General features: G+C 71.7%; 26 protein-coding genes. 20 read left to right on the forward strand and 6 right to left on the reverse strand.

Going from position 1 to position 25,691, the window contains the following annotated elements:
- Positions 1–11 precede the first annotated feature (11 nt).
- From BLR04_RS15945 to BLR04_RS15965, 5 genes are read left to right on the forward strand one after another with little or no spacing between them, the layout of a single operon-like run.
- Complete coding sequence (locus BLR04_RS15945) at positions 12–905, forward strand: dihydrodipicolinate synthase family protein (protein WP_176903113.1); 894 nt, start codon at positions 12–14, stop codon at positions 903–905.
- Entirely contained in the window at positions 902–1,903 is a 1,002-nt protein-coding gene (locus tag BLR04_RS15950) for a proline racemase family protein (protein WP_090765000.1), read from the forward strand. Before BLR04_RS15945 ends, BLR04_RS15950 begins: the two co-directional genes overlap by 4 nt.
- On the forward strand, positions 1,900–2,871 hold the full coding sequence (locus BLR04_RS15955; protein ID WP_090765002.1) for a proline racemase family protein: 972 nt from the start codon (positions 1,900–1,902) through the stop codon (positions 2,869–2,871). Before BLR04_RS15950 ends, BLR04_RS15955 begins: the two co-directional genes overlap by 4 nt.
- Complete coding sequence (locus BLR04_RS15960; RefSeq protein WP_090765004.1) at positions 2,868–3,812, forward strand: ornithine cyclodeaminase family protein; 945 nt, start codon at positions 2,868–2,870, stop codon at positions 3,810–3,812. The genes BLR04_RS15955 and BLR04_RS15960 overlap by 4 nt, the downstream gene beginning before the upstream one ends.
- A gap of 13 nt (positions 3,813–3,825) precedes the next feature.
- On the forward strand, positions 3,826–4,494 hold the full coding sequence (locus tag BLR04_RS15965) for a GntR family transcriptional regulator (RefSeq protein ID WP_090765007.1): 669 nt from the start codon (positions 3,826–3,828) through the stop codon (positions 4,492–4,494).
- Between the two features lie 376 nt (positions 4,495–4,870).
- Here the strand turns inward: BLR04_RS15965 and BLR04_RS15970 are convergent, their stop codons facing one another.
- Positions 4,871–5,797 (reverse strand): EamA family transporter, encoded by a 927-nt coding sequence (locus tag BLR04_RS15970; protein WP_425413440.1) that lies wholly within the window; start codon positions 5,795–5,797, stop codon positions 4,871–4,873.
- Between the two features lie 115 nt (positions 5,798–5,912).
- On the opposite strand from BLR04_RS15970, the gene BLR04_RS15975 reads away from it, so the two are divergent.
- A complete protein-coding gene (locus BLR04_RS15975; protein WP_090765009.1) occupies positions 5,913–7,106 on the forward strand; it encodes an MFS transporter in 1,194 nt (397 codons plus the stop codon).
- 3 nt (positions 7,107–7,109) lie between these two features.
- Here BLR04_RS15975 and BLR04_RS15980 read toward each other — a convergent pair whose 3' ends face one another.
- Entirely contained in the window at positions 7,110–7,895 is a 786-nt protein-coding gene (locus BLR04_RS15980) for an ABC transporter permease (RefSeq protein ID WP_090765013.1), read from the reverse strand.
- Positions 7,892–8,800 (reverse strand): ABC transporter ATP-binding protein, encoded by a 909-nt coding sequence (locus BLR04_RS15985; RefSeq protein WP_090765016.1) that lies wholly within the window; start codon positions 8,798–8,800, stop codon positions 7,892–7,894. Before BLR04_RS15985 ends, BLR04_RS15980 begins: the two co-directional genes overlap by 4 nt.
- A gap of 253 nt (positions 8,801–9,053) precedes the next feature.
- Between BLR04_RS15985 and BLR04_RS15990 the strand changes: the two genes are divergently transcribed.
- From BLR04_RS15990 to hisG, 12 genes are all read left to right on the forward strand, one after another.
- Entirely contained in the window at positions 9,054–10,286 is a 1,233-nt protein-coding gene (locus tag BLR04_RS15990; protein WP_090765019.1) for a multidrug effflux MFS transporter, read from the forward strand.
- 100 nt (positions 10,287–10,386) lie between these two features.
- A complete protein-coding gene (locus BLR04_RS15995; protein WP_090765022.1) occupies positions 10,387–11,085 on the forward strand; it encodes a helix-turn-helix transcriptional regulator in 699 nt (232 codons plus the stop codon).
- Positions 11,082–12,494: a Fe-S cluster assembly protein SufB gene (sufB, locus tag BLR04_RS16000; RefSeq protein ID WP_090765024.1), complete on the forward strand. Its 1,413-nt coding sequence runs from the start codon at positions 11,082–11,084 to the stop codon at positions 12,492–12,494. The genes BLR04_RS15995 and sufB overlap by 4 nt, the downstream gene beginning before the upstream one ends.
- Positions 12,494–13,618 carry a Fe-S cluster assembly protein SufD gene (sufD, locus tag BLR04_RS16005; RefSeq protein WP_090765026.1) on the forward strand — a complete coding sequence of 375 codons (1,125 nt, stop codon included), beginning with the start codon at positions 12,494–12,496 and terminating at the stop codon, positions 13,616–13,618. The genes sufB and sufD overlap by 1 nt, the downstream gene beginning before the upstream one ends.
- Positions 13,615–13,932, forward strand: a complete 318-nt coding sequence (locus BLR04_RS16010; protein WP_090765029.1) for a Rieske (2Fe-2S) protein — start codon at positions 13,615–13,617, stop codon at positions 13,930–13,932. The genes sufD and BLR04_RS16010 overlap by 4 nt, the downstream gene beginning before the upstream one ends.
- A complete protein-coding gene (sufC, locus tag BLR04_RS16015; RefSeq protein WP_090765032.1) occupies positions 13,933–14,679 on the forward strand; it encodes a Fe-S cluster assembly ATPase SufC in 747 nt (248 codons plus the stop codon).
- Entirely contained in the window at positions 14,676–15,932 is a 1,257-nt protein-coding gene (locus BLR04_RS16020; RefSeq protein ID WP_090765035.1) for a cysteine desulfurase, read from the forward strand. Before sufC ends, BLR04_RS16020 begins: the two co-directional genes overlap by 4 nt.
- A gap of 2 nt (positions 15,933–15,934) precedes the next feature.
- Complete coding sequence (sufU, locus tag BLR04_RS16025) at positions 15,935–16,372, forward strand: Fe-S cluster assembly sulfur transfer protein SufU (RefSeq protein ID WP_090765038.1); 438 nt, start codon at positions 15,935–15,937, stop codon at positions 16,370–16,372.
- Positions 16,369–16,728, forward strand: coding sequence for a metal-sulfur cluster assembly factor (locus tag BLR04_RS16030; RefSeq protein ID WP_090765041.1), 360 nt, complete (start codon positions 16,369–16,371; stop codon positions 16,726–16,728). Before sufU ends, BLR04_RS16030 begins: the two co-directional genes overlap by 4 nt.
- A gap of 318 nt (positions 16,729–17,046) precedes the next feature.
- Entirely contained in the window at positions 17,047–18,924 is a 1,878-nt protein-coding gene (locus tag BLR04_RS16035) for a DEAD/DEAH box helicase (protein ID WP_218128991.1), read from the forward strand.
- A 179-nt stretch (positions 18,925–19,103) separates the two neighbouring features.
- The gene (locus BLR04_RS16040) at positions 19,104–19,367 is read left to right on the forward strand and encodes a phosphoribosyl-ATP diphosphatase (protein ID WP_020547470.1); all 264 of its coding nucleotides are present in this window, start codon (positions 19,104–19,106) and stop codon (positions 19,365–19,367) included.
- Positions 19,368–19,431: 64 nt separating this feature from the next.
- Entirely contained in the window at positions 19,432–20,277 is an 846-nt protein-coding gene (hisG, locus tag BLR04_RS16045) for an ATP phosphoribosyltransferase (protein ID WP_090765046.1), read from the forward strand.
- Positions 20,278–20,418: 141 nt separating this feature from the next.
- Here hisG and BLR04_RS16050 read toward each other — a convergent pair whose 3' ends face one another.
- The 3 genes from BLR04_RS16050 to BLR04_RS16060 form a co-directional block, all read right to left on the reverse strand.
- Positions 20,419–21,222, reverse strand: coding sequence for a hypothetical protein (locus tag BLR04_RS16050; protein WP_143022062.1), 804 nt, complete (start codon positions 21,220–21,222; stop codon positions 20,419–20,421).
- Positions 21,223–21,309: 87 nt separating this feature from the next.
- Positions 21,310–22,614 (reverse strand): aminotransferase class V-fold PLP-dependent enzyme, encoded by a 1,305-nt coding sequence (locus BLR04_RS16055; RefSeq protein WP_090765054.1) that lies wholly within the window; start codon positions 22,612–22,614, stop codon positions 21,310–21,312.
- A gap of 55 nt (positions 22,615–22,669) precedes the next feature.
- Positions 22,670–23,695: an EAL domain-containing protein gene (locus BLR04_RS16060; RefSeq protein WP_090765057.1), complete on the reverse strand. Its 1,026-nt coding sequence runs from the start codon at positions 23,693–23,695 to the stop codon at positions 22,670–22,672.
- A gap of 146 nt (positions 23,696–23,841) precedes the next feature.
- On the opposite strand from BLR04_RS16060, the gene BLR04_RS16065 reads away from it, so the two are divergent.
- Together BLR04_RS16065 and BLR04_RS16070 are read left to right on the forward strand one after the other, a co-directional pair.
- Positions 23,842–24,498: an acVLRF1 family peptidyl-tRNA hydrolase gene (locus tag BLR04_RS16065; RefSeq protein ID WP_090765060.1), complete on the forward strand. Its 657-nt coding sequence runs from the start codon at positions 23,842–23,844 to the stop codon at positions 24,496–24,498.
- Between the two features lie 134 nt (positions 24,499–24,632).
- Positions 24,633–25,652 carry a LacI family DNA-binding transcriptional regulator gene (locus tag BLR04_RS16070; protein WP_090765062.1) on the forward strand — a complete coding sequence of 340 codons (1,020 nt, stop codon included), beginning with the start codon at positions 24,633–24,635 and terminating at the stop codon, positions 25,650–25,652.
- The last annotated feature ends 39 nt before the right edge of the window (positions 25,653–25,691 follow it).

The raw sequence follows: 25,691 nt of genomic DNA on the forward strand, positions 1-25,691 counted from the left end.
AGGACTCCCCGATGGAACACCGCACCAAGCCCTGGCAGGGCGTCATGGTGGCCACCGCGCTGCCGCTGCGCGACGACCTGTCCGTCGACTTCGACGCCTACGCCGAGCACTGCCGGTGGCTCGTCGAGAACGGCTGTGACGGAGTCGTGCCCAACGGCTCGCTCGGCGAGTACCAGACGCTCACCCCGGAGGAGCGCGCCAAGGTCATCGAGACGGCCGTCGCGGCCGTCGGCGGTCCCAACGTGATGGCCGGGGCCGGCGCGTACGGCGCCGCCGAGTCGCGCCGCTGGGCCGAGCAGGCCGGCGAGGCCGGCTGCGGCTCGGTGCTGCTGCTGCCGCCGAACACCTACCGGGCCGACGAGCGGGCCGTCATCGCGCACTACCGCGAGGTGGCCAAGGCCGGTGTGCCGATCGTGGCCTACAACAACCCCTACGACACGAAGGTCGACCTGACCCCCGCGCTGCTCGCCAAGCTGCACGAGGAAGGGCTGATCGTGGCGGTCAAGGAGTTCACCGGCGACGTGCGGCGCGCGTACGAGATCGCCGAGCTGGCCCCCGGGCTCGACCTGCTGATCGGCTCCGACGACGTGCTGCTCGAACTGGCCGTGGCCGGGGCCGTCGGCTGGATCGCGGGCTACCCGAACGCGCTGCCCGCCTCCAACGTCGCCCTCTACAAGGCCGCGGTCGCCCGCGACCTGGAGACCGCGCTGCCGCTCTACCGCGCCCTGCACCCGCTGCTGCGCTGGGACTCCAAGACGGAGTTCGTCCAGGCGATCAAGCTGTCCATGGACGTCGCGGGCCGGCACGGCGGCCCCTGCCGCCGGCCGCGCGAGGCGCTGACCGACGAGCAGGCCGCCGTCATCCGCGCGGCCACGGAGAAGGTGCTCGCCGAGGGGCTCAGATGAGGACGAAGCGGGTCTTCCACGCGGTCGACTCCCACACCGAGGGCATGCCGACCCGCGTCATCACGGGCGGCGTCGGGGTGATCCCCGGCGCGAGCATGGCCGAGCGCCGCGTCTACTTCCGCGACAACCTCGACCACATCCGCAAGCTGCTGATGAACGAGCCGCGCGGCCACTCGGCCATGAGCGGCGCCATCCTGCAGCCGCCCACCCGGCCCGACGCCGACTTCGGGGTGCTGTTCATCGAGGTGTCGGGGCTGCTGCCGATGTGCGGCCACGGCACCATCGGCGTGGCCACCGTGCTCGTCGAGACCGGCATGGTGGAGGTCGTCGAGCCGGTCACCACCGTGCGCCTCGAGGTGCCCGCCGGGCTCGTCGAGGTGGACGTGGCCGTCGAGGACGGCATGGCCATGTCGGTGACGCTGCGCAACGTGCCCTCCTACAGCGACCGGCTGGACGCCACGGTCACCGTGCCGGGCTTCGGCGAGATCCCGTACGACCTGGCCTACGGCGGCAACTTCTACGCCATCGTCGACCTCGACCGTTACGGGCTGCCGTTCGACCGCAAGGCCAAGAACGAGATCCTCGCGGCCGGCCTCGCCACCATGCAGGCCATCAACGCCGCCGACGAGCCCGTGCACCGCGAGGACGACCGCATCCGCGGCTGCCACCACGTGTACTTCAAGGCGCCGGGCTCCGACGCGCACCACTCGCGGCACGCCATGGCCATCCACCCCGGCTGGTTCGACCGCTCGCCGTGCGGCACCGGCACCAGCGCCCGGATGGCGCAACTGCACGCCCGCGGCGAGCTGCCGATCGGCCGCGACTTCGTCAACGAGTCGTTCATCGGCACCCGCTTCATCGGCCGGCTGCTGGAGGAGACGACCGTGGGCGGCGAGCTCGCGGTCGTCCCGTCGATCACCGGGCGGGCCTGGGTGACCGGCACCGCGCAGTACTTCCTCGACCCCCGTGACCCCTTCCCTGAGGGGTTCGAGCTGTGACCGTCGTCACGACCGTCGACTACCACACCGGTGGCGAGCCGTTCCGGATCGTCACCGGCGGGGTGCCCGAGATCCCCGGCGAGGACGTGCTCACCCGGCGCGACACCGCGATGGAGGCCGTCGACGGCGTGCGGCGGCTGCTGTGCCACGAGCCGCGCGGCCACGCCGACATGTACGGCTGCTTCCTCGTCCCGCCGGACGATCCAGGGGCGAGCCTCGGGGCGCTGTTCTGGCACAAGGACGGCTTCTCCACCGCCTGCGGGCACGGCACCATCGCGCTGGGCGCGTACGCCGTGCAGGAGGGGCTGGTCGAGGCCGACCCGGACGGCGAGACCGACGTGGTGATCGACGTGCCGTCCGGGCGGGTCACGGCCCGGGTGCGCTGCGCCGGGGGCCGGGTGCGTGCGGTGACGTTCGTCAGCGTCCCGTCGTACGTCCTCGCCCGCGGGGTGCCTGCCGGCGGGGTCGAGGCGGACCTCGCCTACGGCGGCGCCGTCTACGCCTCGGTGCCCGCCGCGGCGCTGGGGCTGTCGGTGGAGCCCCGCCACCTGAACGAGCTCATCGGCCACGCCCGCCGCATCAAGGCCGACCTGGCCGGGCATCCGGCCACCCGGCACCCGTCCGACGAGCGGCTGTCCGGGGTCTACGGCGTCATCTTCCACGACGACCTGCCCGACGAGGACGGCGCGGCCCACCAGCGCAACGTCACCGTGTTCGCCGACGGAGAGGTGGACCGCTCGCCCTGCGGTTCGGGCACCGCCGCCCGGCTCGCGCTGCTGCACGCGGCCGGCCTGCGCCGGCCGCTCGTCCACAGCGGCATCGTGGGCAGCCGGTTCCTGGCGCGGGTGGCCCGGGTCACCGCCGACGGGATCGTCGCGGAGATCGAGGGCATGGCCTACCGCACCGGGCGGCACGCCTTCGAGCTCGATCCCGACGACCCGATCGGAACGGGGTTCACCCTGCGATGAACGCGCTGCCGTACCTGGACGCCGCCACCGTGGCGAGGCTGGTGCCGATGGGCCGGGCCGTGGACGTCCTGGAGGATGCCCTGCGGGCCGGGCTCGACCCCGAGGCCACACCGCAGCGGCCGATCGCGGACCTGCCCGCCGGGCAGCTCCTGCTCATGCCCGCCGCCGCCGGCCGGTACGCGGGCGTCAAGGCCGTCACCGTCGCCCCGGGGAACCCGGAACGCGGGCTGCCCCGCATCCAGGGGGCGTACCTGCTGTTCGACGGCGAGACGCTGGCCCCGCTGGCGATGCTGGACGGCAGCGCGCTGACCTCGCTGCGCACGCCCGCCGTCTCCGCGCTCGCCGTCCGGCACCTCGCCGAGCCGCAGGCGCGGCGGCTCGTCGTGTTCGGCAGCGGGCCGCAGGCGTGGGGGCACGTGCTGGCGCTGCGCGAGGTGCGGCCGGTCGAGGACGTCACCGTGGTGGGCCGCGACCTCGCTCGCGCGGAGGCGCTCGCCGGCCGCTGCCGCGACCTCGGCCTGACGGCGCGAGGGTTGCCGAGCGCGCGGCACGAGGCGGTGGCGGACGAGGTCGCCAGGGCCGACCTCGTCGCCTGCTGTACGACCTCCAGGGAGCCCTTGTTTCCCGGTAGGCTCGCCCGCGACGGCGCCACCGTCGTCGCGGTCGGCTCCCACGAGCCGGACGCCCGTGAGATCGACGACGACCTCGTCGCCCGGGCCACCGTGGTCGTCGAGGCGCGCACGTCAGCCCTGGAAGAAGCCGGAGACATCCTCCTCCCGATCCACCGGGGTACGATCACGTCCCGTCATCTCGCCGGGACCCTCGCCGATCTGGCCGCCGGGAGGGTGACCGCCGGTCCGGGGCCGCGCGTGTTCAAGAGCACAGGCATGGCATGGGAAGACCTCGTGGTCGCGGCCGCCGCCTACGAGGCCTGGACGTAGAGAGGATGGGCGGATGGCTGCCGACGACCGGCTCGACCTGCCGATGGTGGGCGAGCGGCAGAGCCTGCGCGAACAGGTCGCGCAGGCGCTGCGTGCCGCGCTGATCACCGGGGAGATGCGCCCGGGGGTGGTCTACTCCGCGCCCGTGCTGGCCGGCCAGTTCGGGGTCTCGGCCACGCCCGTCCGCGAGGCCATGCTCGACCTGGCCAAGGAGGGCCTGGTCGAGGCGGTGCGCAACAAGGGCTTCCGGGTGACCGAGCTGTCCGACCGCGACCTCGACGAGCTCACCGAGCTGCGCCACCTCATCGAGGTCCCGACGGTCGTGCGGCTGGCCGACTCCTCGCGGGCCGAGGAGTTCGAACGGCTGCGGCCCGCCGCCGAGAAGATCGTCGCGGCGAGCGACCGTGGCGACCTGCTCGCGTACGTCGACGCCGACCTGCGCTTCCACGTCGAGCTGCTGGCGCTGTCGGGCAACGCCCACCTGGTGACCGTCGTGCGCGACCTGCGCAACCGGGCCCGCCTCTACGGCCTGGCGCAGCTGGCCGAGCGCGGCACGCTCGTCGAGTCGGCGCGCGAGCACCTGGCGCTGCTGGACGCGCTCAAGAACGGCGACGCCGGCACCGTCAGGCAGATCATGATCGAACACATCGGCCATGTCCGCGGCATCTGGGCCGAACACTGACGGGCCGAACACTGACGGGCCGATAACCGACGGGCTTCACGCTGACAGGTCGCACGCCGTCGGGTCCAACGCCGACGGGCCGCGGGCTGGGGACAAGTTCCGACATTCCCGGATCGTCCGGCGCCTCCCGGCGGTAGTCTCGGAGTGGGCCTGCCGAGCGACGCCGCGCGAGAGCGCGAGCGGTCCCGGCGGCCCCGACTCATCGGATCGGCCGTCCCCGCGGCAGGGCCGCACGCCCGCCGCCGGGACTCGCTGCCCGGTCACGCGGACACCCGCACTCCGCTGACCGCCGAAGGGCTCGGCCCACCCCGCCCACCGAGGCCGAGCCCCCGCCGCGCGCCCGACCCCATCCCAGGGGCGCGCGGCGGCCCGGGACCTACACCCGCGCCGTACGCGTCGAGCCGAGGCTGGCGGCCACGACGCACAGGATCGCCGCCCACTGCTGCACGTGCAGCACCTCACCGAGGATCAGCAGCCCGATCAGGGCCGCCACCGCGGGCTCCAGGCTCATGAGGATGCCGAACACATGCTTGGGCATCCGCCGCAGCGCGTTCAACTCCAGCGAGTACGGGATCACCGACGACAACAGCCCGACGCCCAGCCCGATGAGCAGCAGGTGCGGCTGCAGCAGGTCGGCCCCGCCCGTCGTCACCCCGACGGGCGCCACGGCCAGCGCCGAGACGATCATCGCGAACGACAGCCCCGTCGTCCCTGGGAAGCGCTGCCCGGCCGCCGACGACAGCAGGATGTAGGCGGCCCAGCAGACCCCCGCGGCCGCCGCGAACCCGATGCCCGCCCAGCTCACCGAGGCCGACTCCGTCCAGGGCGCGAGCATCGTGACGCCCGCCGCGGCGAGCGCCACCCACAGCAGGTCGATCCGGCGGCGCGAGGCGGCCACGGCGACGCCGAGCGGCCCCAGGAACTCGATCGCCACCGCCACGCCCATCGGCAGCCGCGACAGGGCCTCGTAGAAGGTGAGGTTCATCAGCGCGAGCGTCAGGCCGAAGGCGATGCCGACCGCCCAGGCGCCCCGCGAGAGCCCCCTGAGCCGGGGCCGCGCGAAGGCCCCCATGATGAGCGCCCCCGCCGCGATGCGCAGGAACACCACGGCGCTCGGCGGCAGCGCCGCGAACAGCTCCTTGGCGAAACCCGCGCCGAGCTGCACCGACAGGATCCCGAGAAGCACGAGCCCGGAGGGCGGGATCGAGTCCGCCGCGGTGCGCAGCGGGCCGCCCCGCCAGGGCGTGCGGCGACCGGGTTCGGTCATGTCGGCGCCGGCGTCGTCCAGGTCGAAGGCGGTCACGGAGCTCCTCGGGAGATGTGCGGGTAACCGTCAGAGCCTACTGACCTCGGCCAACATGACCGCCCTTAAGGTGGTACTGCCGCCTCATTGATCATTTACTTGGACAAATGGATATATGAACCCCCCTGCCGCCGCGCCCCTGGCCCGCCCTCCGCTGGCCCTGTCCATCGCCTCGTTCGTCAGCTCCTTCGACCGGTTCGCCGTCAGCCCGATGATCGTGCTCATCGCGGCCGACCTCGGCGTCTCGCTGTCGGCGTCCGTCGCCGCCGCCAGCGGCTACTACCTCGCGTACGGGCTGACCCAGCCGCTGTGGGGCGTGCTGTCGGACCGGCTCGGCCGGGTGCGGGTGATGCGCCTCGCCCTCTACGGCGCCGCGGTGGCCGGGGCCGCGTCGGCGCTGATGCCGGTGCTCGCGGCTCTCGTGGTCGCCCGCGTCGTGACGGGAGCCTGCTTCGGCGCGGTGATCCCCACGAGCCTGACGTACGTGGGCGACACCGTCGCGCCCGCCGTACGCCAGCGTGCCCTGACCGACCTCATGGCCGCCGCGGCCCTCGGTACGGCGCTCGCCACGGGGCTGGGCGGCGCGGTCGCGGGCCTGGTGGACTGGCGGGTGGCGTTCACCGTGCCCGCCGCCTGCGCCCTGGTGTGCGCGCTCGGGCTGCGCACGCTCCCCGAGCCGCCCCGGGCCGCGGGAACGGGCCAGGGAGTGGCCGGCTACCTCGGGATGGTGCTCCGGCACCGGTGGGCGCTGCTGGTGTTCGGGCTGGCCTTCACCGAGGGAGCGATCATGCTCGGCGCGATGCCGTTCCTCGCCACCGCGCTGCAGCACGACGGGCTGGCCGCCGCCGTGGCGGGCCTCGCCATCACCGCGTACGGACTCGGGTTGTGGGCGTTCTCCCGGCTGGTCAAGCGCGTGTCGGTGCGCTGGCCGGCGCCGGTGCTCATGCTCGTGGGCGGCACGCAACTGTGCGCCGGTTTCGCTCTCGTGAGCCTGCACGTGAGCGTGCCCGCCGTGGCCGTCACCGCGCTGCTGCTGGGCGGCGGCTGGTCGTTCCTGCACTCCTCGTTGCAGACGTGGGCCACCTCGATCCTGCCGCAGGCCAGGGGCACCACGATCGCGTTCTTCGCCGGCGCGCTGTTCGTCGGCAGCGCCGTCGCCTCGTGGGCGGCCGGCCCGCTGGCCGAGCACGGCAGGTACGGGCTGCTGTTCGGGATCGCCGCGGCCGCCGCCGTGCCGCTCACCGCGGTGGCCGCCGTCACCCGCCGCCGTTACGGCGCGCTCGCGGCCGAGGGCGCCCACTCCGGCTGACGGCTACTCCCAGCGGAACGTACGGGACACCAGCGCCAGTGACAGCACCGCCCACGCGGCCAGCACGCTCAGCGGGACCAGCGGCAGCGCGGCGCCCTGCGTGAGGACGGCGCGCAACCCGCCCGTCAGCGCCGAGATCGGCAGCAGCTCCAGCGCCGAGCGCAGCCCGTCGGGGAACTTCGTCAGCGGGAACAGCACCCCGCCCGCGCCGAGCAGCACCAGGTAGACCAGGTTGGCCCCGGCCAGCGTGGCCTCGGCCCGCAGCGTGCCCGCCATGAGCAGGCCGAGGCCGCTGAAGGCCGCCGTGCCCAGCAGGATCAGCAGGGCCGCGCCCAGGAACGACCCGTGCGGCCGCCACCCCAGCGCGAGCCCCACGGCCACGATCACCGCGGCCTGGATGATCTCCACGCCCACCACCGCGGACGTCTTGGCCAGCATGAGCCCGCTCCTGGACAGCGGGGTCGCGCCCAGCCGCTTGAGCACGCCGTAGCGGCGCTCGAAGCCGGTCGCGATGGCCTGCCCGGTGAACGCCGTGGACATGACCGCGAGCGCCAGCACGCCCGGCACCAGGAAGTCGACCCGCCGGCCGCCCCCGACGTCGATGAGGGGCGCGAGCGAGAACCCGGTCAGCAGCAGCACCGGGATGATCAGGGTGAGCAGCAGCTGCTCGCCGTTGCGCAGCATCGCCCGCAGTTCGGCCGCCGCCTGCGCGGCCACCATGCGCCAGAACGGCGCGGCGCCGGGCGCCGGGGTGAAGTCGAGCCCGGGCGCCGTGTCATGGGCGGTCATCGCAGCTCCCTGCCGGTCAGCTCGAGGAAGACGTCTTCGAGGGTGCGCCGCTCGATGCTCAGGTCGTCGGTCGTGACGCCCTCGGCCGCGCACCAGGCCGTCACGGTGGCCAGCAGCTCGGGACCTACTTGGCCCTCGATGATGTAGTGGCCGGTGGGCGACTCTTTGGCGGCGCTCCCGGTGGGGAGCGCGTTGAGCAGCTCCTCCAGCGCGAGCCCCGGCCGGGCGCGGAAGCGGAGCTGGCGTTCGGCCCCCGTCAGCGTGGCGGGACTGCCCTCGGCCACCACGCGCCCCTTGTCGATGATCACCACGTGGTCGGACAGCCGCTCGGCCTCGTCCATGTGGTGGGTGGTCAGCACCACCGACACCCCCGCCGCGCGCAGCTCGCCGACGAGGTCCCAGCAGGCGTGCCGGGCCTGCGGGTCGAGGCCGGCGGTCGGCTCGTCGAGGAAGACCAGCTCGGGACGGCCGACGACGGCCGCGGCGAGCGACAACCGCTGTTGCTGGCCGCCCGACAGGCGCCGGAAGGGAGTGCGGGCGTGCTCGGCGAGCCCCAGCCGCTCCAGCAGCGCCCGCGGCGGCAGCGGACGGGCGTGGAAGCGCGCGGACAGCTGCAGCCACTCGGCGCAGCGCATCGCCGGCGGCACCCCGCCGGCCTGCAGCATCACCCCGACCCGTGGCCGCAGCGCGGGGGTACGGGGATCGAGGCCGAGGACGCGGACGGTGCCCGAGTCGGCGGTGCGGAACCCTTCGCAGATCTCGATCGTGGAGGTTTTGCCCGCGCCGTTCGGACCGAGGACCGCGGTGACCGCCCCGCGATCGGCCCGCAGCGTGAGGCCGTCGACGGCGGTCGCGCCCCCGTAGCGTTTGACCAGGTCGACGATCTCGACGGCTGGGGAATCCATGGCCACGAGTTTAGGGACTCCGCCGGACGGTCCTGGCCTCAGGTGCCCGGCCACGCCGAATGATCCGCGTTCCGCCCGGCACGCGGCCGCGCGCCCCACGCCGCAGGGGTTGCGTTCCGGCGAGGTCCTGGGAGGGGGAGCGTTCCAGGACTATGATGGTAAATATCTGATAACCGGGAATTAGGAGGATCCTTACCCCGGTTGGGAACCCCGGGCCCTCGTGGGCCACATGCCTGCGAGGAAAGGGTGATCCATGTCCGTGGCCGAGGCCGCGTCCACGTCCACGTCCACCGGTTCGCGGGGCGGCCGGGCGCTGTTACTGGTCATCCTGGGTGCGCTGTCGGCGATCGGGCCGCTGTCCATCGACATGTACCTGCCCGCGCTGCCCGCCATCACCTCCGAGATGCTGAGCGCCCCGGCCCAGGTGCAGCTGACCCTCACGGCCTGCCTCATCGGCGTCTCCGTCGGCCAGGTGATCGCCGGCCCGCTGAGCGACGTGCGCGGCCGCAGGGTGCCGCTCATCGTCGGCGTGGCGGGGTTCATGGCGGCCTCGCTGCTGTGCGCGTTCGCCCCCTCGGTGCCCGTGCTCATCGCCTGCCGGCTGCTGCAGGGCATTCTCGGCGGCGCGGCCCTGGTCATCGTCCGGGCCGTCGTCCGCGACCTGTACGACGGCGCCGCCATCGCCCGCATCTTCGCCACGCTGATGCTGGTCAGCGGCCTCGCGCCGATCCTGGCCCCCATCGCGGGGGCGCAGCTGCTGGCCGTCACGTCCTGGCGGGGCGTCTTCGTGGCGCTCAGTGTCGCCGGGCTCGTCCTGCTGGTGGCCGTGCTGACCGGCGTACGCGAGACGCTGCCCGTGGCCGGGCGCGAGAGCGGCGGCCTGCGCAACACCGTCCGCACCTTCTGGCACCTGCTCGGCGACCGCGCGTTCATGGCCTGCGCGCTGACCGCCGGGCTGGCGTTCGCGGCCATGTTCGGCTACATCTCCGGCTCGCCGTTCGTCCTCCAGGAGGTGTACGGCGCCACGCCCCAGCAGTACTCGCTCATCTTCGGCCTCAACGCCTTCGGCCTGACGCTCACCGCACAGGTCGGCGGACGGCTGTCGGGCCGGGTGTCCCCGGCGCGCCTCGTGTTCACCGGGCTGGCGATCGCCCTTGTCGGTGCCGTGCTGCTGCTGACCGCCGCGCTGACCGGCCTCGGCCTGTGGGGTATCGTCGGCGGCCTGTTCGTCATCATGCTCGGCCAGGGCCTGGTGATGCCCGGGGCCGGCGCGCTGGCGCTCGCCTCGCAGCCGCCCCAGGTGGCCGGCAGCGCCTCGGCCCTGCTCGGGGTGCTGCAGTTCGCGCTGGGGGCGCTCTCGGCCCCGCTGGTCGGCCTGGTGGGCGCCGGCACGGCCGTGCCGATGGCGTGCGTGATGCTCGCGCTGATTCTCAGCTCGGCGCTCATGTTCACCTTCCTGAGCCGGAGAACCGCGGCGCGGGCTTAATTAGGTAAGCCTAACCTGCGTGAGAAATTGCATTCCCGTCCCTTCCCCGATCCGTTTGTGAACGGGGAAGGAATTACGGCACACTGATGTTGTGAAAAACATGCCCACGATCGAGTCCGGTAGCGAGCGCGGTACGCGTGCCCGCGTGGCCAGGCTGATCCTTGAGCATGGCCCGGTCGCGGCCGCCGCACTCGGCGAGCGGCTCGGGCTCACCCCCGCAGCGGTGCGCCGGCATCTCGACGCACTGCTGGCAGACGGAATGATAGAACCCCGCACGGTCCGGCCGCGCGGCCAGCGCGGGCGCGGGCGCCCGGCGAAGCTGTTCGCGATCACCGACGCCGGACGCAGCGCCTTCGAACACGCCTATGACGACCTGGCCGGCAGCGCCCTGCGCTACCTGGCCGAGCGCATGGGCCGTGAAGCCGTGACCGACTTCGCCCGCTCGCAGGTGTCCAGCCTGCTGCGGCGGCTGGAACCGGTCATGCGGACGGTGCCGGCCGACCAGCGCGTACAGGTGCTGGCGCAGGCGCTGTCGGCGGAGGGGTACGCCGCCTCGGCCAGCAAGGCCAAGTCGGGCGGCGACCAGCTCTGCCAGCACCACTGCCCGGTGTCGCACGTGGCCGCGGCCTTCCCGCAGCTGTGTGAGGCCGAGACGGAGGCGTTCGCGCAGCTGCTCGGCACGCCGGTGCAGCGCCTGGCCACGATCGCCCATGGCGACGGGGTCTGCACGACACATGTGAGCCCGCAGAGTCTGGGCGATCCCGCACAGAGAGACAAGAGCAAGGAGACCGGAAGGTGACTGTCACCGACCGCCCGGAGCTGGAAGGCCTCGGGAATTACAAGTTCGGCTGGGCCGACCCGGATGCCGCGGGCGCGGCGGCCAAGCGCGGCCTGTCCGAGGAGGTCGTCCGCAACATCTCCGCGCTCAAGAACGAGCCGGAGTGGATGCTCGACCTTCGCCTGAAGGGCCTCCGCCTGTTCGACAAGAAGCCGCTGCCGACGTGGGGCTCCGACCTCACCGACATCGACTTCGACAACATCAAGTACTTCGTGCGCTCGACCGAGAAGCAGGCGGCTTCCTGGGACGAGCTGCCGGCCGACATCAAGAACACCTACGACAAGCTCGGCATCCCCGAGGCGGAGAAGCAGCGCCTCATCGCCGGCGTCGCGGCCCAGTACGAGTCCGAGGTCGTCTACCACAAGATCCGTGAGGACCTCGAGGAGAAGGGTGTCATCTTCGTCGACACCGACACCGGCCTGCGCGAGCACGAGGAGCTCTTCAAGGAGTACTTCGGCTCCGTGATCCCGGTGGGCGACAACAAGTTCGCCGCGCTCAACACCAGCGTGTGGTCCGGTGGCTCGTTCATCTACGTGCCGCCGAACGTCGAGGTCGAGATCCCCCTCCAGGCCTACTTCCGGATCAACACCGAGAACATGGGCCAGTTCGAGCGGACCCTGATCATCGTCGACGAGAACAGCTACGTCCACTACGTCGAGGGCTGCACCGCGCCGATCTACTCCAGCGACTCGCTGCACAGCGCGGTCGTCGAGATCATCGTGAAGAAGAACGCCCGCTGCCGTTACACGACCATCCAGAACTGGTCCAACAACGTCTACAACCTGGTCACCAAGCGCGCCGTGGCCTACGAGGGCGCGACCATGGAGTGGATCGACGGCAACATCGGCTCCAAGGTCACGATGAAGTACCCGGCCGTCTACCTCATGGGCGAGCACGCCAAGGGCGAGACGCTGAGCGTCGCGTTCGCCGGCGAGGGCCAGCACCAGGACGCCGGCTCCAAGATGGTGCACCTGGCGCCCAACACCAGCTCCAGCGTCATCTCCAAGTCGGTGGCGCGCGGCGGCGGCCGCACCTCCTACCGCGGTCTCGTGCAGATCGAGGAGGGCGCCCACGGCAGCGCCAGCACCGTCAAGTGCGACGCCCTGCTGGTCGACCAGATCAGCCGCTCCGACACCTACCCCTACGTCGACGTCCGCGAGGACGACGTCTCGATGGGGCACGAGGCCACGGTCTCCAAGGTGAGCGAGGACCAGCTGTTCTACCTCATGAGCCGCGGGCTCGACGAGGACGAGGCGATGGCGATGATCGTGCGTGGCTTCGTCGAGCCGATCGCGCGCGAACTGCCCATGGAATACGCGCTCGAGCTCAACCGGCTGATCGAGCTGCAGATGGAAGGAGCCGTCGGCTGATGGGCCTGAACGAGAAGCCCTTGTCGACCCTGCACGAGAAGGCGTCCTACGAGCTCGCCGACTTCGAGGTCCCGACCGGCCGCGAGGAGGCGTGGCGCTTCACGCCGCTGTCGCGGCTGAAGGGCCTGCACAACGGCAAGGCCGAGCCCGTGGGCGGCGTCCGGGTCGACATCGACGCGGCCCCCGAGGTCACCGTCGAGACCGTCGGCCGCGACGACCCGCGGGTGGGCACGTCGTTCGTGCCCACCGACCGGGTCAGCGCGCAGGCGTGGAACAGCTTCGAGAAGGCCACCGTCATCACGGTGGGCCGCGAGACCGTCACGTCCCGGCCCACGGTCCTGACGCTGACCGGCTCCGCCGGTGAGGGCGCCGTCTACGGCCACATCGTGGTCAAGGTCGAGCCCCTGGCCGAGGCCACGGTCGTGCTCGACCACAAGGGCAGCGGCGTCTACGCCGACAACATCGAGTTCGTCGTCGGCGACGGCGCCAACCTCAAGGTCGTCAGCCTGCAGGACTGGGACGACGACGCCGTCCACGTCTCGCACCACCACGCCCAGCTCGCCAAGGACGCGACGTTCCGGAGCTTCGTGGTGACGCTCGGCGGCGACCTCGTGCGCCTGTCGCCCAGCGTGACCTACACCGCTCCCGGCGGCGACGCCGACATGTCGGGGGTCTACTTCGTCGACGCGGGCCAGCATCTGGAGCACCGCCTGCTGGTCGACCACTCGCAGCCCCACTGCAAGAGCAACGTCGACTACCGCGGCGCGCTGCAGGGCCAGGACGCCCACGCCGTCTGGATCGGCGACGTGATCATCCGGGTCGAGGCCGAGGGCACCGACACCTACGAGCTCAACCGCAACCTGATCCTCACCGACGGCGCCCGCGCCGACTCGGTGCCGAACCTGGAGATCCTCACCGGCGAGGTGGCGGGAGCGGGGCACGCCTCCGCCTCGGGCCGCCTCGACGACGAGCACATCTTCTACCTCCAGGCCCGCGGCATCCCCCACGACGAGGCGCGCCGCCTGGTCGTGCGGGGCTTCCTCGGCCAGCTCATCGAGAAGATCCAGATCGAGGAGGTCCGCGAGCGGGTCCTCGGCGCGCTGGAGGCTGAGCTCTCCCGATGAGTTTCGAGAAGGTCTGCACGCTCGAGGACATCCCCGACGGGGGCGTCCTCGGGGTCGAGGTGGGCGAGACCCCGGTGGCGCTCGTCCGCCGGGGCCGTGACGTCTTCGCGCTGCACGACGTCTGCTCCCACGCCGAGGTGAAGCTGAGCGAGGGCGAGGTGTACGACGGCACGTTGGAGTGCTGGCTGCACGGCTCGTGCTTCGACGTCCGCACCGGCAAGCCGACCGGTCCGCCCGCCATCAAGCCCGTGAACGTCTACACAGTCAAGATCGACGGCGACGACGTTCTCGTCTCGCTCTCGAAGGAGTCATAAGTGTCAACCCTGGAGATTCGTGACCTGCAGGTCGCCGTCGAGGACAAGGAAATCCTGCGCGGCGTCAACCTGACCGTGAAGTCGGGCGAGACTCACGCCATCATGGGCCCCAACGGCTCGGGCAAGTCCACGCTCGCCTACGCGATCGCCGGTCACCCCAAGTACACGATCACCGGCGGCCAGGTGCTGCTCGACGGTGCCGACCTGCTCGACCTGTCGGTCGACGAGCGGGCCCGTGCCGGCCTGTTCCTCGCCATGCAGTACCCGGTCGAGGTTCCCGGTGTGTCGGTGTCCAACTTCCTGCGTTCGGCCGTCACCGCGGTCCGCGGCGAGGCGCCCAAGCTGCGCGAGTTCGCCAAGGACCTGAAGAACGGCATGGACGCGCTGTCCATCGACGCCGCCTTCGCCCAGCGCAACCTCAACGAGGGCTTCTCCGGCGGTGAGAAGAAGCGCCACGAGATCCTTCAGCTCGAGCTGCTCAAGCCGAAGATCGCGGTGCTCGACGAGACCGACTCCGGCCTCGACGTCGACGCGCTGCGCGTGGTCTCCGAGGGCATCAACCGCTTCCGCGCCTCCGGCGAGACAGGCGTCCTGCTGATCACGCACTACACCCGCATCCTGCGGTACGTGAAGCCCGACTTCGTGCACGTCTTCGCGGGCGGCCGGGTCGTGGAGCAGGGCGGCCCTGAACTGGCCGAGAAGCTCGAGGCCGAGGGCTACGAGCAGTACACGAAGGCATCTGCATGACTTCCGCCAGCTTCGATGTGGAGAAGATCAGGAAGGACTTCCCGGTCTTCTCCCGCGAGCTGCCCGACGGGCGACCGCTCGTCTACCTCGACTCGGGCAACTCCTCACAAAAGCCCACCCAGGTCATCGAGACCATGCGGGAGCACCTGGCGCTGCACTACAGCAACGTCGGGCGTGCCATGCACGTGCTCGGGGCCGAGTCGACCGACGCCTACGAGGGAGCCCGCGACAAGATCGCGGGCTTCGTCAAGGCGCCGTCCCGCGACGAGGTGGTCTTCACCAAGAACGCCTCCGAGGCGCTCAACCTCGTCGCCTACTCCTTCGGCAACCCCGCCAACACCGATCCGCGCTTCACGCTCGGCCCGGGTGACGAGATCGTCATTTCCGAGATGGAGCACCACTCCAACATCGTCCCGTGGCAGTTGCTCGTGCAGCGCACCGGCGCGACGCTGAAGTGGTTCGGTGTCACCGACGACGGGCGGCTCGACTACACGCCCGACCTCATCACCGAGCGGACGAAGATCGTCTCGATCGCCCACCAGTCCAACGTGCTCGGCACCGTCAACCCGGTCGCCGAGGTGGCCAGGCGGGCGCACGAGGTCGGCGCGCTGGTCATGCTGGACGCGTCGCAGTCGGTGCCGCACCACCCGGTCGACGTCACCGAGCTCGGCGCCGACTTCGTGGCCTTCACCGGTCACAAGATGGTCGGACCCTCCGGCATCGGCGTGCTGTGGGGCAAGGCCGAGCTGCTGGAGGCCATGCCTCCGTTCCTCGGCGGCGGCGAGATGATCGAGGCGGTCTGGATGGACCACTCGACGTACGCGCCCGTGCCGCACAAGTTCGAGGCCGGGACGCCGCCCATCGTCGAGGCCATCGGGCTCGGCGCGGCGGTCGACTACCTCACCGAGATCGGCATGGACGCGATCGAGGAGCACGAGCGCACGCTGACGGCGTACGCGCTCGAGGCTCTGAGCGCGGTCCCCACGCTGCGGGTCATCGGCCCGGAGACGCTGGAGGGGCGCGGCGGCACGGTGTCGTTCACGCTCGAGGGCATCCATCCGCACGACGTCGGGCAGATCCTCGACGACCAGTTCGGCGTCGCCGTACGCGTCGGTCACCATTGCGCGCGCCCCCTGCACCTGCGCTTCGGAATACCGGCGACCACGCGGGCGTCGTTCTACCTGTACAACACCACGAGCGAGATCGACGCGCTCGTGCGCGGTCTCCACCACGTCCAGAAGGTGTTCGCATAGCCATGATCGGCGAGTCGATGTACCAGGAGCTGATCCTGGAACACTACAAGCACCCGCAGGGGCGGGGGCTGCGCGAGCCGTACGACGCCGAGGTTCACCACGTGAACCCGACGTGCGGCGACGAGATAACGCTCCGGGTCAAGGTGGGCGACGCCGGCAAGGTCCTCGACGTCTCCTACGAGGGCCAGGGGTGCTCGATCAGCCAGGCCGCCGCCTCGGTGCTGCACGAGCTCGCCACGGGCTCGACGGTCGAGGAGACGCTGGCCGTGATCGATGAGTTCACCCGGCTGATGCAGGGCAGGGGCCAGGTGGAGCCCGACGAGGAGATCCTCGGCGACGCGGTCGCGTTCGCCGGGGTGGCCAAGTTCCCGGCGCGGGTCAAGTGTGCGCTGCTGTCGTGGATGGCCTACAAGGACGCTGTGGTGAGGAGCGCCGCATGAGCAAGCCAGTGCAGACCCCGACCGACTTCGACGGCGAGGCCACCACCGAGGAGGTCATGGAGGCACTGAAGGACGTCGTCGACCCCGAGCTCGGCATCAACGTCGTCGACCTCGGCCTCATCTACGGGCTCAACCTCGACCCCGTCGACGGTGGCAAGCCCATGGCCACCATCGACATGACGCTGACCAGCGCGGCGTGCCCGCTGACCGACGTGATCGAGGACCAGGCCCACTCGGCGCTCGACGGCATGGTCTCCGACGTGAAGATCAACTGGGTCTGGCTGCCGCCGTGGGGCCCGGACAAGATCACCGACGAGGGGCGCGAGCAGCTTCGTATGCTAGGCTTCAACGTCTGATCTTTTTCTGCTGACTCGGCCGGCGTTCTGCGCCGGCCCATTCAGGGTGTCGGCGGCCGGGTTGGGAAATCCCCGCTCCATAACGGTGGAATATCCGATAACATCCCGGTCGTTGGCACCAGGTACACATACACCGACGTCTCATCGCGCGTATCGCATCGCCTGCGGCCGATGCCCTGGTGTATCTCCCTCACTTTGATCCCGCCCTCATGGCGGCGGGTGCCCCTGAACGTGTGCGGCCGATGTGCCGCACGTCCCGGCTCGTCCTTTCGCAGAAGTGACGTGCCACTTCGATGGAAAGGCACGAATTTCGTGACCATGCTTGACGCTGTCATGCCCACGCTCGAGGAGACCCCCGAGCCCGGCCCGTCCGAGTTCGAGCTTCTCGGCCTCCCCAGGCCGCTCGTCAACGGGCTGGCCAAGCTGGGCTTCGACAGCCCGTTCCCCATCCAGAGCGCGACCATTCCCGACGTGCTCGCCGGCCACGACGTGCTCGGCCGTGGCCAGACCGGCTCCGGCAAGACGCTCGCGTTCGGCCTGCCCACCATGGCGCGCATCGCCGGTGTCCGCCCGGCCCCCGGCCGCCCCCGCGCGATGATCCTCGTGCCCACCCGTGAGCTCGCCCTCCAGGTGCACGACGCCCTCGAGCCTCTCGGCCGCGGCCTCGGGCTGCGCATGAAGGTCGTCGTCGGCGGCATGTCCATGGGCAAGCAGATCGAGGCCCTGCGCCGTGGCGTGGACGTCGTCATCGCCACCCCGGGCCGTCTGGGCGACCTCATCCGGCAGGGCGAGTGCTCCCTGGGCGACGTCGAGGTCAGCGTCCTGGACGAGGCCGACCACATGTGCGACCTCGGCTTCTTCCCCGTCGTCACCGACCTGCTCGCGCAGACCCCGACCGATGGGCAGCGGCTGCTGTTCTCCGCCACGCTCGACGGCGACGTCGACAAGCTGGTGCAGCGCTTCCTCAAGGACCCGATCACCCACTCCGTGGCCCCGGCGACCTCGCCGGTCGACACCATGGAGCACCACGTGATGCAGGTCTCGCGCGACGACAAGTTCGACGTCGCCGCCGAGATCGCCAACCGTGAGGGCCGGACGATCATCTTCGTCCGCACCCAGCACGGCGTCGACCGGCTGTGCAAGCAGCTGGCCCGGGTCGGCGTCAAGTCCGGCGGCCTGCACGGCGGCAAGCGCCAGAACCAGCGCACCCGCATCCTCGCCGAGTTCCGCGAGGGCGCAGTCAACGTGCTCGTCTGCACCGACGTCGCCGCGCGCGGCATCCACGTCGACAACATCAGCCTCGTGCTGCACCTCGACCCGCCGCAGGACCACAAGAGCTACCTGCACCGCGGCGGCCGCACCGCCCGCGCGGGCGAGAAGGGCACCGTCGTCACGCTGGTGCTGCCCAACGAGCGCCGCTCGACCGACGCGCTCACCCGCCGCGCCGGCATCCACCCGTTCCGGCTCAAGGCCACCCCGGGCCACCCGCGGGTCGCCGAGGTGACGGGCGCCCGCACGCCGAGCGGCGAGGCCATCCCCGTGTGGGAGCCCGACGTCCGCAAGCCGCTGCGCCCGCGTCGCGACGGCGGCCCCTCCGAGCGTCGTGGCGGCCGTCGCAACCGCCGCGACTTCGGCGACGACCGTCGCCCGCGTCGCCACGACGGCGACGGCGAGCGTTCGTTCCCGTCGGGTGACGACCGTCGTCCGCGTCGGCACGACGGCGACGGCGAGCGTCCGTTCCCGTCGGGTGACGACCGTCGTCCGCGCCGGCACGGCGAGGGTGAGCGGCCCTTCGGGCGTTCCCAGGAGCCGCGCACGTTCAGTGACGACCGGCGTCGTGACAGCAGGCCGCGCGGCGGCTACCGCTCCGACGACCGTCCCTTCCGCCAGGACGACCGTGGCCAGCGTGGGCCGGGCTTCCGTTCCGACGACCGTCCGTTCCGTCAGGACGACCGCGGTCAGCGTGGGCCGGGCTTCCGTTCCGACGACCGCGGCCAGCGCGGGTCCGGGTTCCGCCCCGACGACCGCGGCACCCGCTACGGCGGCTCCGACCGTGGCCGCCCGTTCTCGGGTGACCGCGACCGCGGCGGCTACCGCTCCGACGACCGCGGACCGCGCGACGGCCACCGCTCCGGCGGGCCGTCCGACGAGCGCGGCGGCTACCGCCGCAACGGCGGCCGTCGCTTCGACCGCTGACCCAGCCTGACCGCTGCCCGCCGTACCCCCTTTCGAGGGAGGTACGGCGGGCAGCGGCGTTTCCGTGGGAAAGAAGGGCATCTGACCTGGTCCGTCTCGCGTGGCGGACGTGTGACCTCGCCACCGCGTGGCGCAGACTAGGCTTGACATCGCACGTCAGCCGACCGACGAGAGAGATCATGAAGACCTTCGAAGAGCTGTTCGCCGAGCTGTCCGAGAAGGCCAGGACGCGACCCGCGGGCTCGGGCACCGTGGCCGCGCTCGACGCCGGCGTCCATGCCATCGGCAAGAAGGTCGTCGAGGAGGCCGCCGAGAGCTGGATGGCCGCCGAGCACGAGTCAGACGACAGGGCGGCCGAGGAGATCTCGCAGCTCCTCTACCACGTCCAGGTGCTCATGATCGCCAAAGGCATCGGCCTCGACCAGGTCTACAAGCATCTCTAGGGCGCGGCGCGCCCACCACCGCAAGCCCCTGGAGAAGCACCTAGCGAGACATCGAGGACCTGACATGCTGCGTCTTGCAGTACCCAACAAGGGCGCGCTCAGCGAGGGCGCGCAGAACATGCTGAAAGAGGCCGGTTACCGGTCGCGCCGCGACAGCAAGGAGCTCGTCGTCGTCGACGAGGAGAACGGCTGCGAGCTGTTCTTCCTGCGTCCGCGCGACATCGCCGTGTACGTCGGCGAGGGCACGCTCGACGCCGGAATCACCGGCCGTGACATGCTCATCGACTCCGGCGCCCCGGTCGAGGAGATCATGACGCTCGGCTTCGGCGCCTCCACCTTCCGCCTGGCCGCCCGAGCGGGCACGATGCGCTCGGTCAAGGATCTCGACGGCCAGCGCATCGCCACCTCCTACGCGGGCCTGCTGGAGAAGTACCTCTCCGACGAGGGCGTCGACGCTCGCGTGATCAAGCTCGACGGGGCCGTCGAGACCGCGATCCGGCTCGGCGTGGCCGACGCGGTGGCCGACGTCGTCGAGACCGGCACCACGCTGCGCAACGTGGGCCTGGAGGTGTTCGGCGACCCGATCATGCGCTCCGAGGGCGTGCTGATCAAGCAGCAGGGCGCGGTCGACACGCACAGCCTCGAACAGCTCGTCCGCCGCCTGCAGGGCGTCGTCCACGCGCGCGACTTCGTCATGATGGACTACGACATCCGTGCCGAGCGCATCGAGGAGGCCATCGCGCTCACGCCCGGCATGGAGGGCCCGACCGTCTCGCCGCTGCACCGCGAGGGCTGGGTGGCCGTACGCGCCATGGTCCGGCGCAAGGGCCACCAGCAGGTGATGGACAAGCTGTGGGACATCGGCGCCCGAGCCATCCTGGTCACCGACATCTACGCCTGCCGCCTCTGAGCGACGGCCACCGCTCATCAACACCGAGCCGCTGAGTTCCGACGAGCAGCTCGGGTTCCGCTGACACGACCCCTGGGCCCGCGCCAGGCGCGGGCCCAGGGGATTCGCGAGACTCCTTCCGGCCGCACGCAGTGGCGACGATCACCAGTCGAAGGTGAGGAGGTGCTTCGGCGGGGGAGTGATCTTGACGGGCTTTCCCCAGTCCCGGTAGATGACGTTCAGCGTCATGGTCTTGACGTCACCGCCCTCCGTGGGGGTGAACCTGATGATGGCGTGGAAGCGGCGTGGCAGGTTGTCCTGGCCCACCCAGAGCTTCCACGTGATCGGCCCGCGCCACGAGTACTCCTCCTCCCTGGTCCCGAACGAGATCCCCGCCTGCCTCTCGCCCAGCTTCGGAACCGTCACCGTGCCGCTGTGCAGGGTCGTCTTCACCCCCTCGAAGGTCCCGCCGTCCGCGCTGGTCGCACCGTGGGACGCGACGAGCCGGAGGAAGCCCGGGTTGATCCCGTTGACCAGGTCCTCTCCCCAGATGACCCCGGCGAGGTTCCTCCCGTGCGACCATTTGCCCAGCGTCCTCGGTGACTTCCAGACGTACTTGCCGTCCTTGGCACGTACGTACGCCTGGGAGTAGAAATCCCGGCCGATGCTGATTTCCCGTGATCGGCCCGTCCCCTCGATCTCAGGGCGGATCGTCGTGGTGTCGGCGGCGTACACGCCGGAGGCCCGGAAGCGGTACGCGCCGGATGTCTTGCTGTCCCAGGCGGCCGCGGGACCGCCGCGTTGCTTGACGGAGAAGCGTACGCTGCTCTTCTTCGCGAACTGCTTCTTGATCGCTGCGATGGCGGAGTCGAGAGAGCCCGATCTTGTGGCGGCGTGCGCGGCGCCGCCCGGGATCGTGACGCTCAGCAGGCCGGCCACCACCAGTGCGAGGCTCATGCGTTTCATGTGCCGATGATCACAGGAGATGATCTCCATCGCGTCACGTGAAGCCCCGGGCTCCGGGGGAGAGGCGCCGGGGCCCGGGGGCGGCGCTCAGCGCAGGGACTGGACCGCTTTGATCGCGAGGTCGACCTCTTCGGGGTTGGTCACGATGCTGGTGCCGAAGCGCAGCAGCGGGGGGCTGTACGGGGTCACGCTCGCCGCCACCTTCTGCGTGTGCAGGCGCTGCACGGCCTGCATCGGGCTCATGCCCGCCACCGCGCAGCACACCAGACCCGCCGACAGCTCGGGTGCGCTCGGGGTGGTCAGCGTGACGTGCGTGATCTCGGCCAGCCCGGCCTTGAGCCGGGTGGCGAGCTCCTGCGTACGCTGCTGCACGCGGTCCTTGCCGATCGCCGTCATGAACGTGAACGCCTCCGGCATCGCCCACCGGTGCTCGAACGCCTTGTAGCCGCCCGGGGTGACGAGTTCGGCCGTGCTCGCGCCCGGTGCGCGGTCGTACTGCCAGGCCATGAACGCGGCCTCACTGAAGCTCGGGACGACGGGCGCGATCGCGTCCCACGCGCGGCCCCACACGATGCCGGTGCCGCGCGGGCCGAACAGCCACTTGTGCGTGCCGCTGGCCAGGAAGTCGCAGCCCAGGTCGGCCACGCTGTCGGCCATCGCGCCGAACCCGTGCACGCCGTCCACGCACAGCAGCGCCCGGTCGTGCTCGTCGCGGTTCTTGTTCTCCTCGGCCAGCATGTCGGCGATGGCGCGGATCGGCACGAGCACGCCCGTGCTGGAGTGGACCCAGGTCACCGCCACCACCCTGGTACGCGGCCCCAGCCCCTCCTTGATGGCGGAGACCATGCGGTCGGCCGAGGCCGTGGCGGGGTCGTCGTACAGCTTGACCTTGCGGACCTTCGCGCCCGTGCGGGCGGTCAGCAGGCGCAGGCCCTCGTGGGTGGCCAGGAAGTCGTGCTCGGTGGTCAGCACGTCCTGGCCGGGGCGCAGCACGATGCCGGAGTACAGCAGGCCGAGGCCCATCGTGGTGCTGTCGGTGAGCACCACCTCGCCTGGCTCGCCGCCGAGGTAGCTCGCCGCGGCCTCGCGTACCGTCCGGTCGGGTTCCCCGCCGCCGGGCGGGAGGTACTCGGGGTTGGCATCCAGGGCGTCGCGGTGCCTGCGGATCGCCTCGCGTACCGGCGCAGGGGCGGGGGCCAGCACGAACGCCGCGAACTGCGCGACGGCCGGGTCGAGCGCGAACTGGGCCCGTACGGACGCCCAGTCGGACGGGTCGAAGGCGGGCGCCTGGGGCGGCGAGGGGTTGGCGGGGGAGGGGCTCACGGTGCACGCGCTCACCCCGGCGAGCATGCCCGCACCGAGCAGGGCGCGTCTGTTCAGCGGCCGGTTCATGGTCCTTTCCTATCCCGCCCGCGCCCGGCCGCCCAGTACTTCAGAGCAGGAGTCGTCAGGCCCTGAGCGCCGTCACCTGCCTGATCAGGTCGGAGACGCGGACGATGCCGAGGCAGCGGTTGAGCTCGTCGGTGACCACCAGGTCGTCGTAGACCCGCGCGGCGTCGCGGCCGGCGGCCTGCATGGCGGCCACCGTCGGGGTCGTCCGGGGAACCGTACGCGGTGGGTCGGCCAGCCGCCGCGCCGGTTTGGAACCGTGCAGCGCGTGGCCGTAGCGGTTGGCGAACGACAACAGGAACCGGCTGCGGTCGAGGCTGCCCGTGGGCCGCTGGTACTCGTCCACCAGGATCACGCTGGTGATCGTGGGTTCCTCGCCGAACGCCGCCACCGCGTCCTCCGCCCTGGCGTCCTCCGGCAGGGTCACGGCCGGCAGCAGCAGCTCCTGCACGCGCGGGCCGAGCACGGCCGAGGCCGCGGAGTCGTCGGCGACCGGCAGCGGGACGCGCACCCGGCCGTCGGGGCCCGGGGCGAGCAGGGGGCCGTGCGCGAGGCGCGCGCCGAGGCCGCGGAGCACCGCGACCTGCGCCTCGTCCTCGACTCCCGGGGCCATGAGGTGCGCGCCGGCGCCGCGGGCGAGCGTCGCCACCGACCGGGCCACCGCCGCCGCGCGGTGGTCGCCCGGGATGCGCGCCACCACGTCGGGGTCCAGGGCGATCAGGTACGGGGCGTTCTCGGCGACCACATCGAGCGTCGGGCCCGTGCCGCCGACGTCGGTGAAGCCGTACAGGTAGCCGATCGCGCGCAGGCCGTCGAGGCCCACCTTCAGCAGGGGACGCTCGTGCTCCTGGCACGGTCCTGCGAGAAGGAGGATGGCCTCGCGGGGATGCCGGCCCGCCCGCCGCAGCGCCTCGTGGAGCGGGGTCAGCGCGGCCGCGCCCGCCAGCACCGCCCTGGTCGGCAGCTCAAGGATCATGGGCAGCGGGGCCGCCCGCAGGGCGCCGCCGGGGTCCACGAACGCGGGGTGCGCGAGGACGGCCCCGGTGTCGAGATCCACCAAGGGGCTGGTGAGCAGGGAGGACACGTACTGATGGTGCTCCTGCGACAGAGGGAGCAGAAGTAGCAGGAAACAGAATTAACCGATATTTCGGTCTTGGTTCCCCAGAAGGGGTGACCGGCCGCCGCGATCGCGGTAAGAGGCGGTGCGGCTGATCGGTTAGCCTTCGGGGCATGAGCGCGCGTCCGGCGAGGGGTGGCGGCCGGTGGGTCACGGTGCCGCCGGAGCGCCTGCATCCCTGGATCGACGGGTTCGCCGACCGTCACGGCCCCTTCTCGGCGACCGGTGACGCGCGCGTGGTGCGGCTGCTCGCCGACGACGGCGCGCTGGCCGAGCTGCACGTGCCGTTCCCGCCCATGACGCCGCCCGGTCCGCCGCACGTCACCAGGCTCGTCGCGCACGCGGGCGCCGACCGGAAAATCGGGGTCTTCCTCGTCCGCCTCGGCGGTTACGCGGCGGGCGTCTTCCACGGGTCCGTGCTGGTGGCCTCCAAGGTGGGGTCGCGGCTGGTGCAGGGACGCACGGCCGCCGGCGGCTGGTCGCAGCAGCGCTTCGCCCGCCGCCGCCGCAACCAGGCCGACAAGGCGTTCGACGACGCGGTCGAGACGGCGCTGCGGGTGCTCACGCCTCACCTGGGGGAGCTCGACGGGGTGGTGCTCGGCGGCGACCGCCGCGCGGTCGACGCCCTGCGGCCCGACCGGCGGCTCGCGCCGCTGCTGGCGCTGGAGACGGAGCCGTTCCTCGTGGTGCCCGACCCGCGCCTCGCGGTGCTGCGCGACACGCCTGCCCAGTTCCGGGCGGTGCGCGTGCGGGTCGTCGACCCCGAGTGAACGACGATCGTTGAGACGATTCAAAACCATCTGGGCCGGGGCTATGATGGGCCGGGTTCCCGGCGTTCGGCAGGTCCGCACCCGGCAGCGCTGTTCCCGCACTCGTTCTGGCAGCACCGGCTCCGTGAGGATCGATGGCGACCAGCAGCATCAAGGAGGTCGCGCAGCTGGCGCGCGTCTCCGTCGGCACCGTGAGCAACGTGCTCAACCGCCCCGAGATCGTCTCGCCCGCCACCCGCGAACGCGTCTTCGACGCCATCAGGGAGCTCGGCTTCGTCCGCAACGAGGTGGCCCGCAGCCTGCGCGCGGGCCGCAGCCGCACGGTCGGCCTCGTCGTGCTCGACGTCTCCAACCCGTTCTTCGTGGACGTCGCCCACGGCGCCGAGGCGGTGGCCGACGAGCACGACACGATGGTGGTGCTGTGCAACAGCGCGGGCGACCCGGGGCGCGAACGCCGCCACCTCGACCAGCTCGAACAGCAGCGGGTGCTCGGCATCCTCATCACCCCGGTCAGGACGGACGACCCCTGGCTGACCAAGATCGCGGCCAGGGGGACGCCGGTGGTGCTGGTCGACAGCCCGGCGACCGGGTTGCGCTGCTCGGTGGCCGTGGACGACCGGCTGGGTGGGCGGCTGGCCGCGGCTCACCTCCTCGAACGCGGCCACCGGCGCATCCTGTTCGCCGGCGGGCCGCCGTCCGTCAGGCAGGTGGCCGACCGGCACGCGGGCGTCGCCGAGGTGGTCGCCGCGGCCGGCGGGGGAGCCGAGCTGGTCGCGTGCGCCGCGCCCGAGCTCACCGTGGCTGGGGGCCGGGCCATCGGGGAGCGCCTGGCGGCCATGCCCGCCGCCGAGCGTCCGACGGCCGCCTGTTGCGCCAACGACATGATGGCGCTGGGCCTGTTGCAGGCCATGGCCGCCCACGGGTTGCGGGTGCCGGACGACCTCGCCATCGTCGGCTACGACGACATCGACTTCGCCGCGGCTGCGGCCGTGCCGCTGTCGTCGGTGCGGCAGCCGCGTGAGCTGCTCGGGCGCACCGCCGTCGACCTGCTGCTGGACGAGGTGGCCGACCCCGGGCGGCACCGGCACCGGCAGGTCATCTTCCAGCCCGACCTGGTGGTCCGCGAGTCGAGCGCGCCGCGCCGTACGTCCTGAGGGTCTGCGGGACGGCGGCTCGGGCGCGGCCCGCACAGT

The organism is Nonomuraea maritima (assembly GCF_900100395.1).
GTDB classification, from domain to species: Bacteria; Actinomycetota; Actinomycetes; order Streptosporangiales; family Streptosporangiaceae; genus Nonomuraea; species Nonomuraea maritima.

What these genes read in the sequence shown, in the direction of transcription:
- BLR04_RS16050 (WP_143022062.1), bottom strand. Translation starts at nt 21,222, where the DNA reads ATGAAACGCATGAGCCTCGCACTGGTGGTGGCCGGCCTGCTGAGCGTC.
- BLR04_RS16070 (WP_090765062.1), top strand. Translation starts at nt 24,633, where the DNA reads ATGGCGACCAGCAGCATCAAGGAGGTCGCGCAGCTGGCGCGCGTCTCC.
- BLR04_RS16055 (WP_090765054.1), bottom strand. Translation starts at nt 22,614, where the DNA reads ATGAACCGGCCGCTGAACAGACGCGCCCTGCTCGGTGCGGGCATGCTC.
- BLR04_RS16010 (WP_090765029.1), top strand. Translation starts at nt 13,615, where the DNA reads ATGAGTTTCGAGAAGGTCTGCACGCTCGAGGACATCCCCGACGGGGGC.
- sufU (WP_090765038.1), top strand. Translation starts at nt 15,935, where the DNA reads ATGATCGGCGAGTCGATGTACCAGGAGCTGATCCTGGAACACTACAAG.
- BLR04_RS15990 (WP_090765019.1), top strand. Translation starts at nt 9,054, where the DNA reads ATGTCCGTGGCCGAGGCCGCGTCCACGTCCACGTCCACCGGTTCGCGG.
- sufD (WP_090765026.1), top strand. Translation starts at nt 12,494, where the DNA reads ATGGGCCTGAACGAGAAGCCCTTGTCGACCCTGCACGAGAAGGCGTCC.
- BLR04_RS16035 (WP_218128991.1), top strand. Translation starts at nt 17,047, where the DNA reads ATGCTTGACGCTGTCATGCCCACGCTCGAGGAGACCCCCGAGCCCGGC.
- BLR04_RS16020 (WP_090765035.1), top strand. Translation starts at nt 14,676, where the DNA reads ATGACTTCCGCCAGCTTCGATGTGGAGAAGATCAGGAAGGACTTCCCG.
- BLR04_RS15945 (WP_176903113.1), top strand. Translation starts at nt 12, where the DNA reads ATGGAACACCGCACCAAGCCCTGGCAGGGCGTCATGGTGGCCACCGCG.
- BLR04_RS15965 (WP_090765007.1), top strand. Translation starts at nt 3,826, where the DNA reads ATGGCTGCCGACGACCGGCTCGACCTGCCGATGGTGGGCGAGCGGCAG.
- BLR04_RS15975 (WP_090765009.1), top strand. Translation starts at nt 5,913, where the DNA reads ATGAACCCCCCTGCCGCCGCGCCCCTGGCCCGCCCTCCGCTGGCCCTG.
- BLR04_RS15960 (WP_090765004.1), top strand. Translation starts at nt 2,868, where the DNA reads ATGAACGCGCTGCCGTACCTGGACGCCGCCACCGTGGCGAGGCTGGTG.
- BLR04_RS15995 (WP_090765022.1), top strand. Translation starts at nt 10,387, where the DNA reads ATGCCCACGATCGAGTCCGGTAGCGAGCGCGGTACGCGTGCCCGCGTG.
- BLR04_RS15980 (WP_090765013.1), bottom strand. Translation starts at nt 7,895, where the DNA reads ATGACCGCCCATGACACGGCGCCCGGGCTCGACTTCACCCCGGCGCCC.
- hisG (WP_090765046.1), top strand. Translation starts at nt 19,432, where the DNA reads ATGCTGCGTCTTGCAGTACCCAACAAGGGCGCGCTCAGCGAGGGCGCG.
- BLR04_RS15985 (WP_090765016.1), bottom strand. Translation starts at nt 8,800, where the DNA reads ATGGATTCCCCAGCCGTCGAGATCGTCGACCTGGTCAAACGCTACGGG.
- BLR04_RS15950 (WP_090765000.1), top strand. Translation starts at nt 902, where the DNA reads ATGAGGACGAAGCGGGTCTTCCACGCGGTCGACTCCCACACCGAGGGC.
- BLR04_RS16030 (WP_090765041.1), top strand. Translation starts at nt 16,369, where the DNA reads ATGAGCAAGCCAGTGCAGACCCCGACCGACTTCGACGGCGAGGCCACC.
- BLR04_RS16040 (WP_020547470.1), top strand. Translation starts at nt 19,104, where the DNA reads ATGAAGACCTTCGAAGAGCTGTTCGCCGAGCTGTCCGAGAAGGCCAGG.
- BLR04_RS16065 (WP_090765060.1), top strand. Translation starts at nt 23,842, where the DNA reads ATGAGCGCGCGTCCGGCGAGGGGTGGCGGCCGGTGGGTCACGGTGCCG.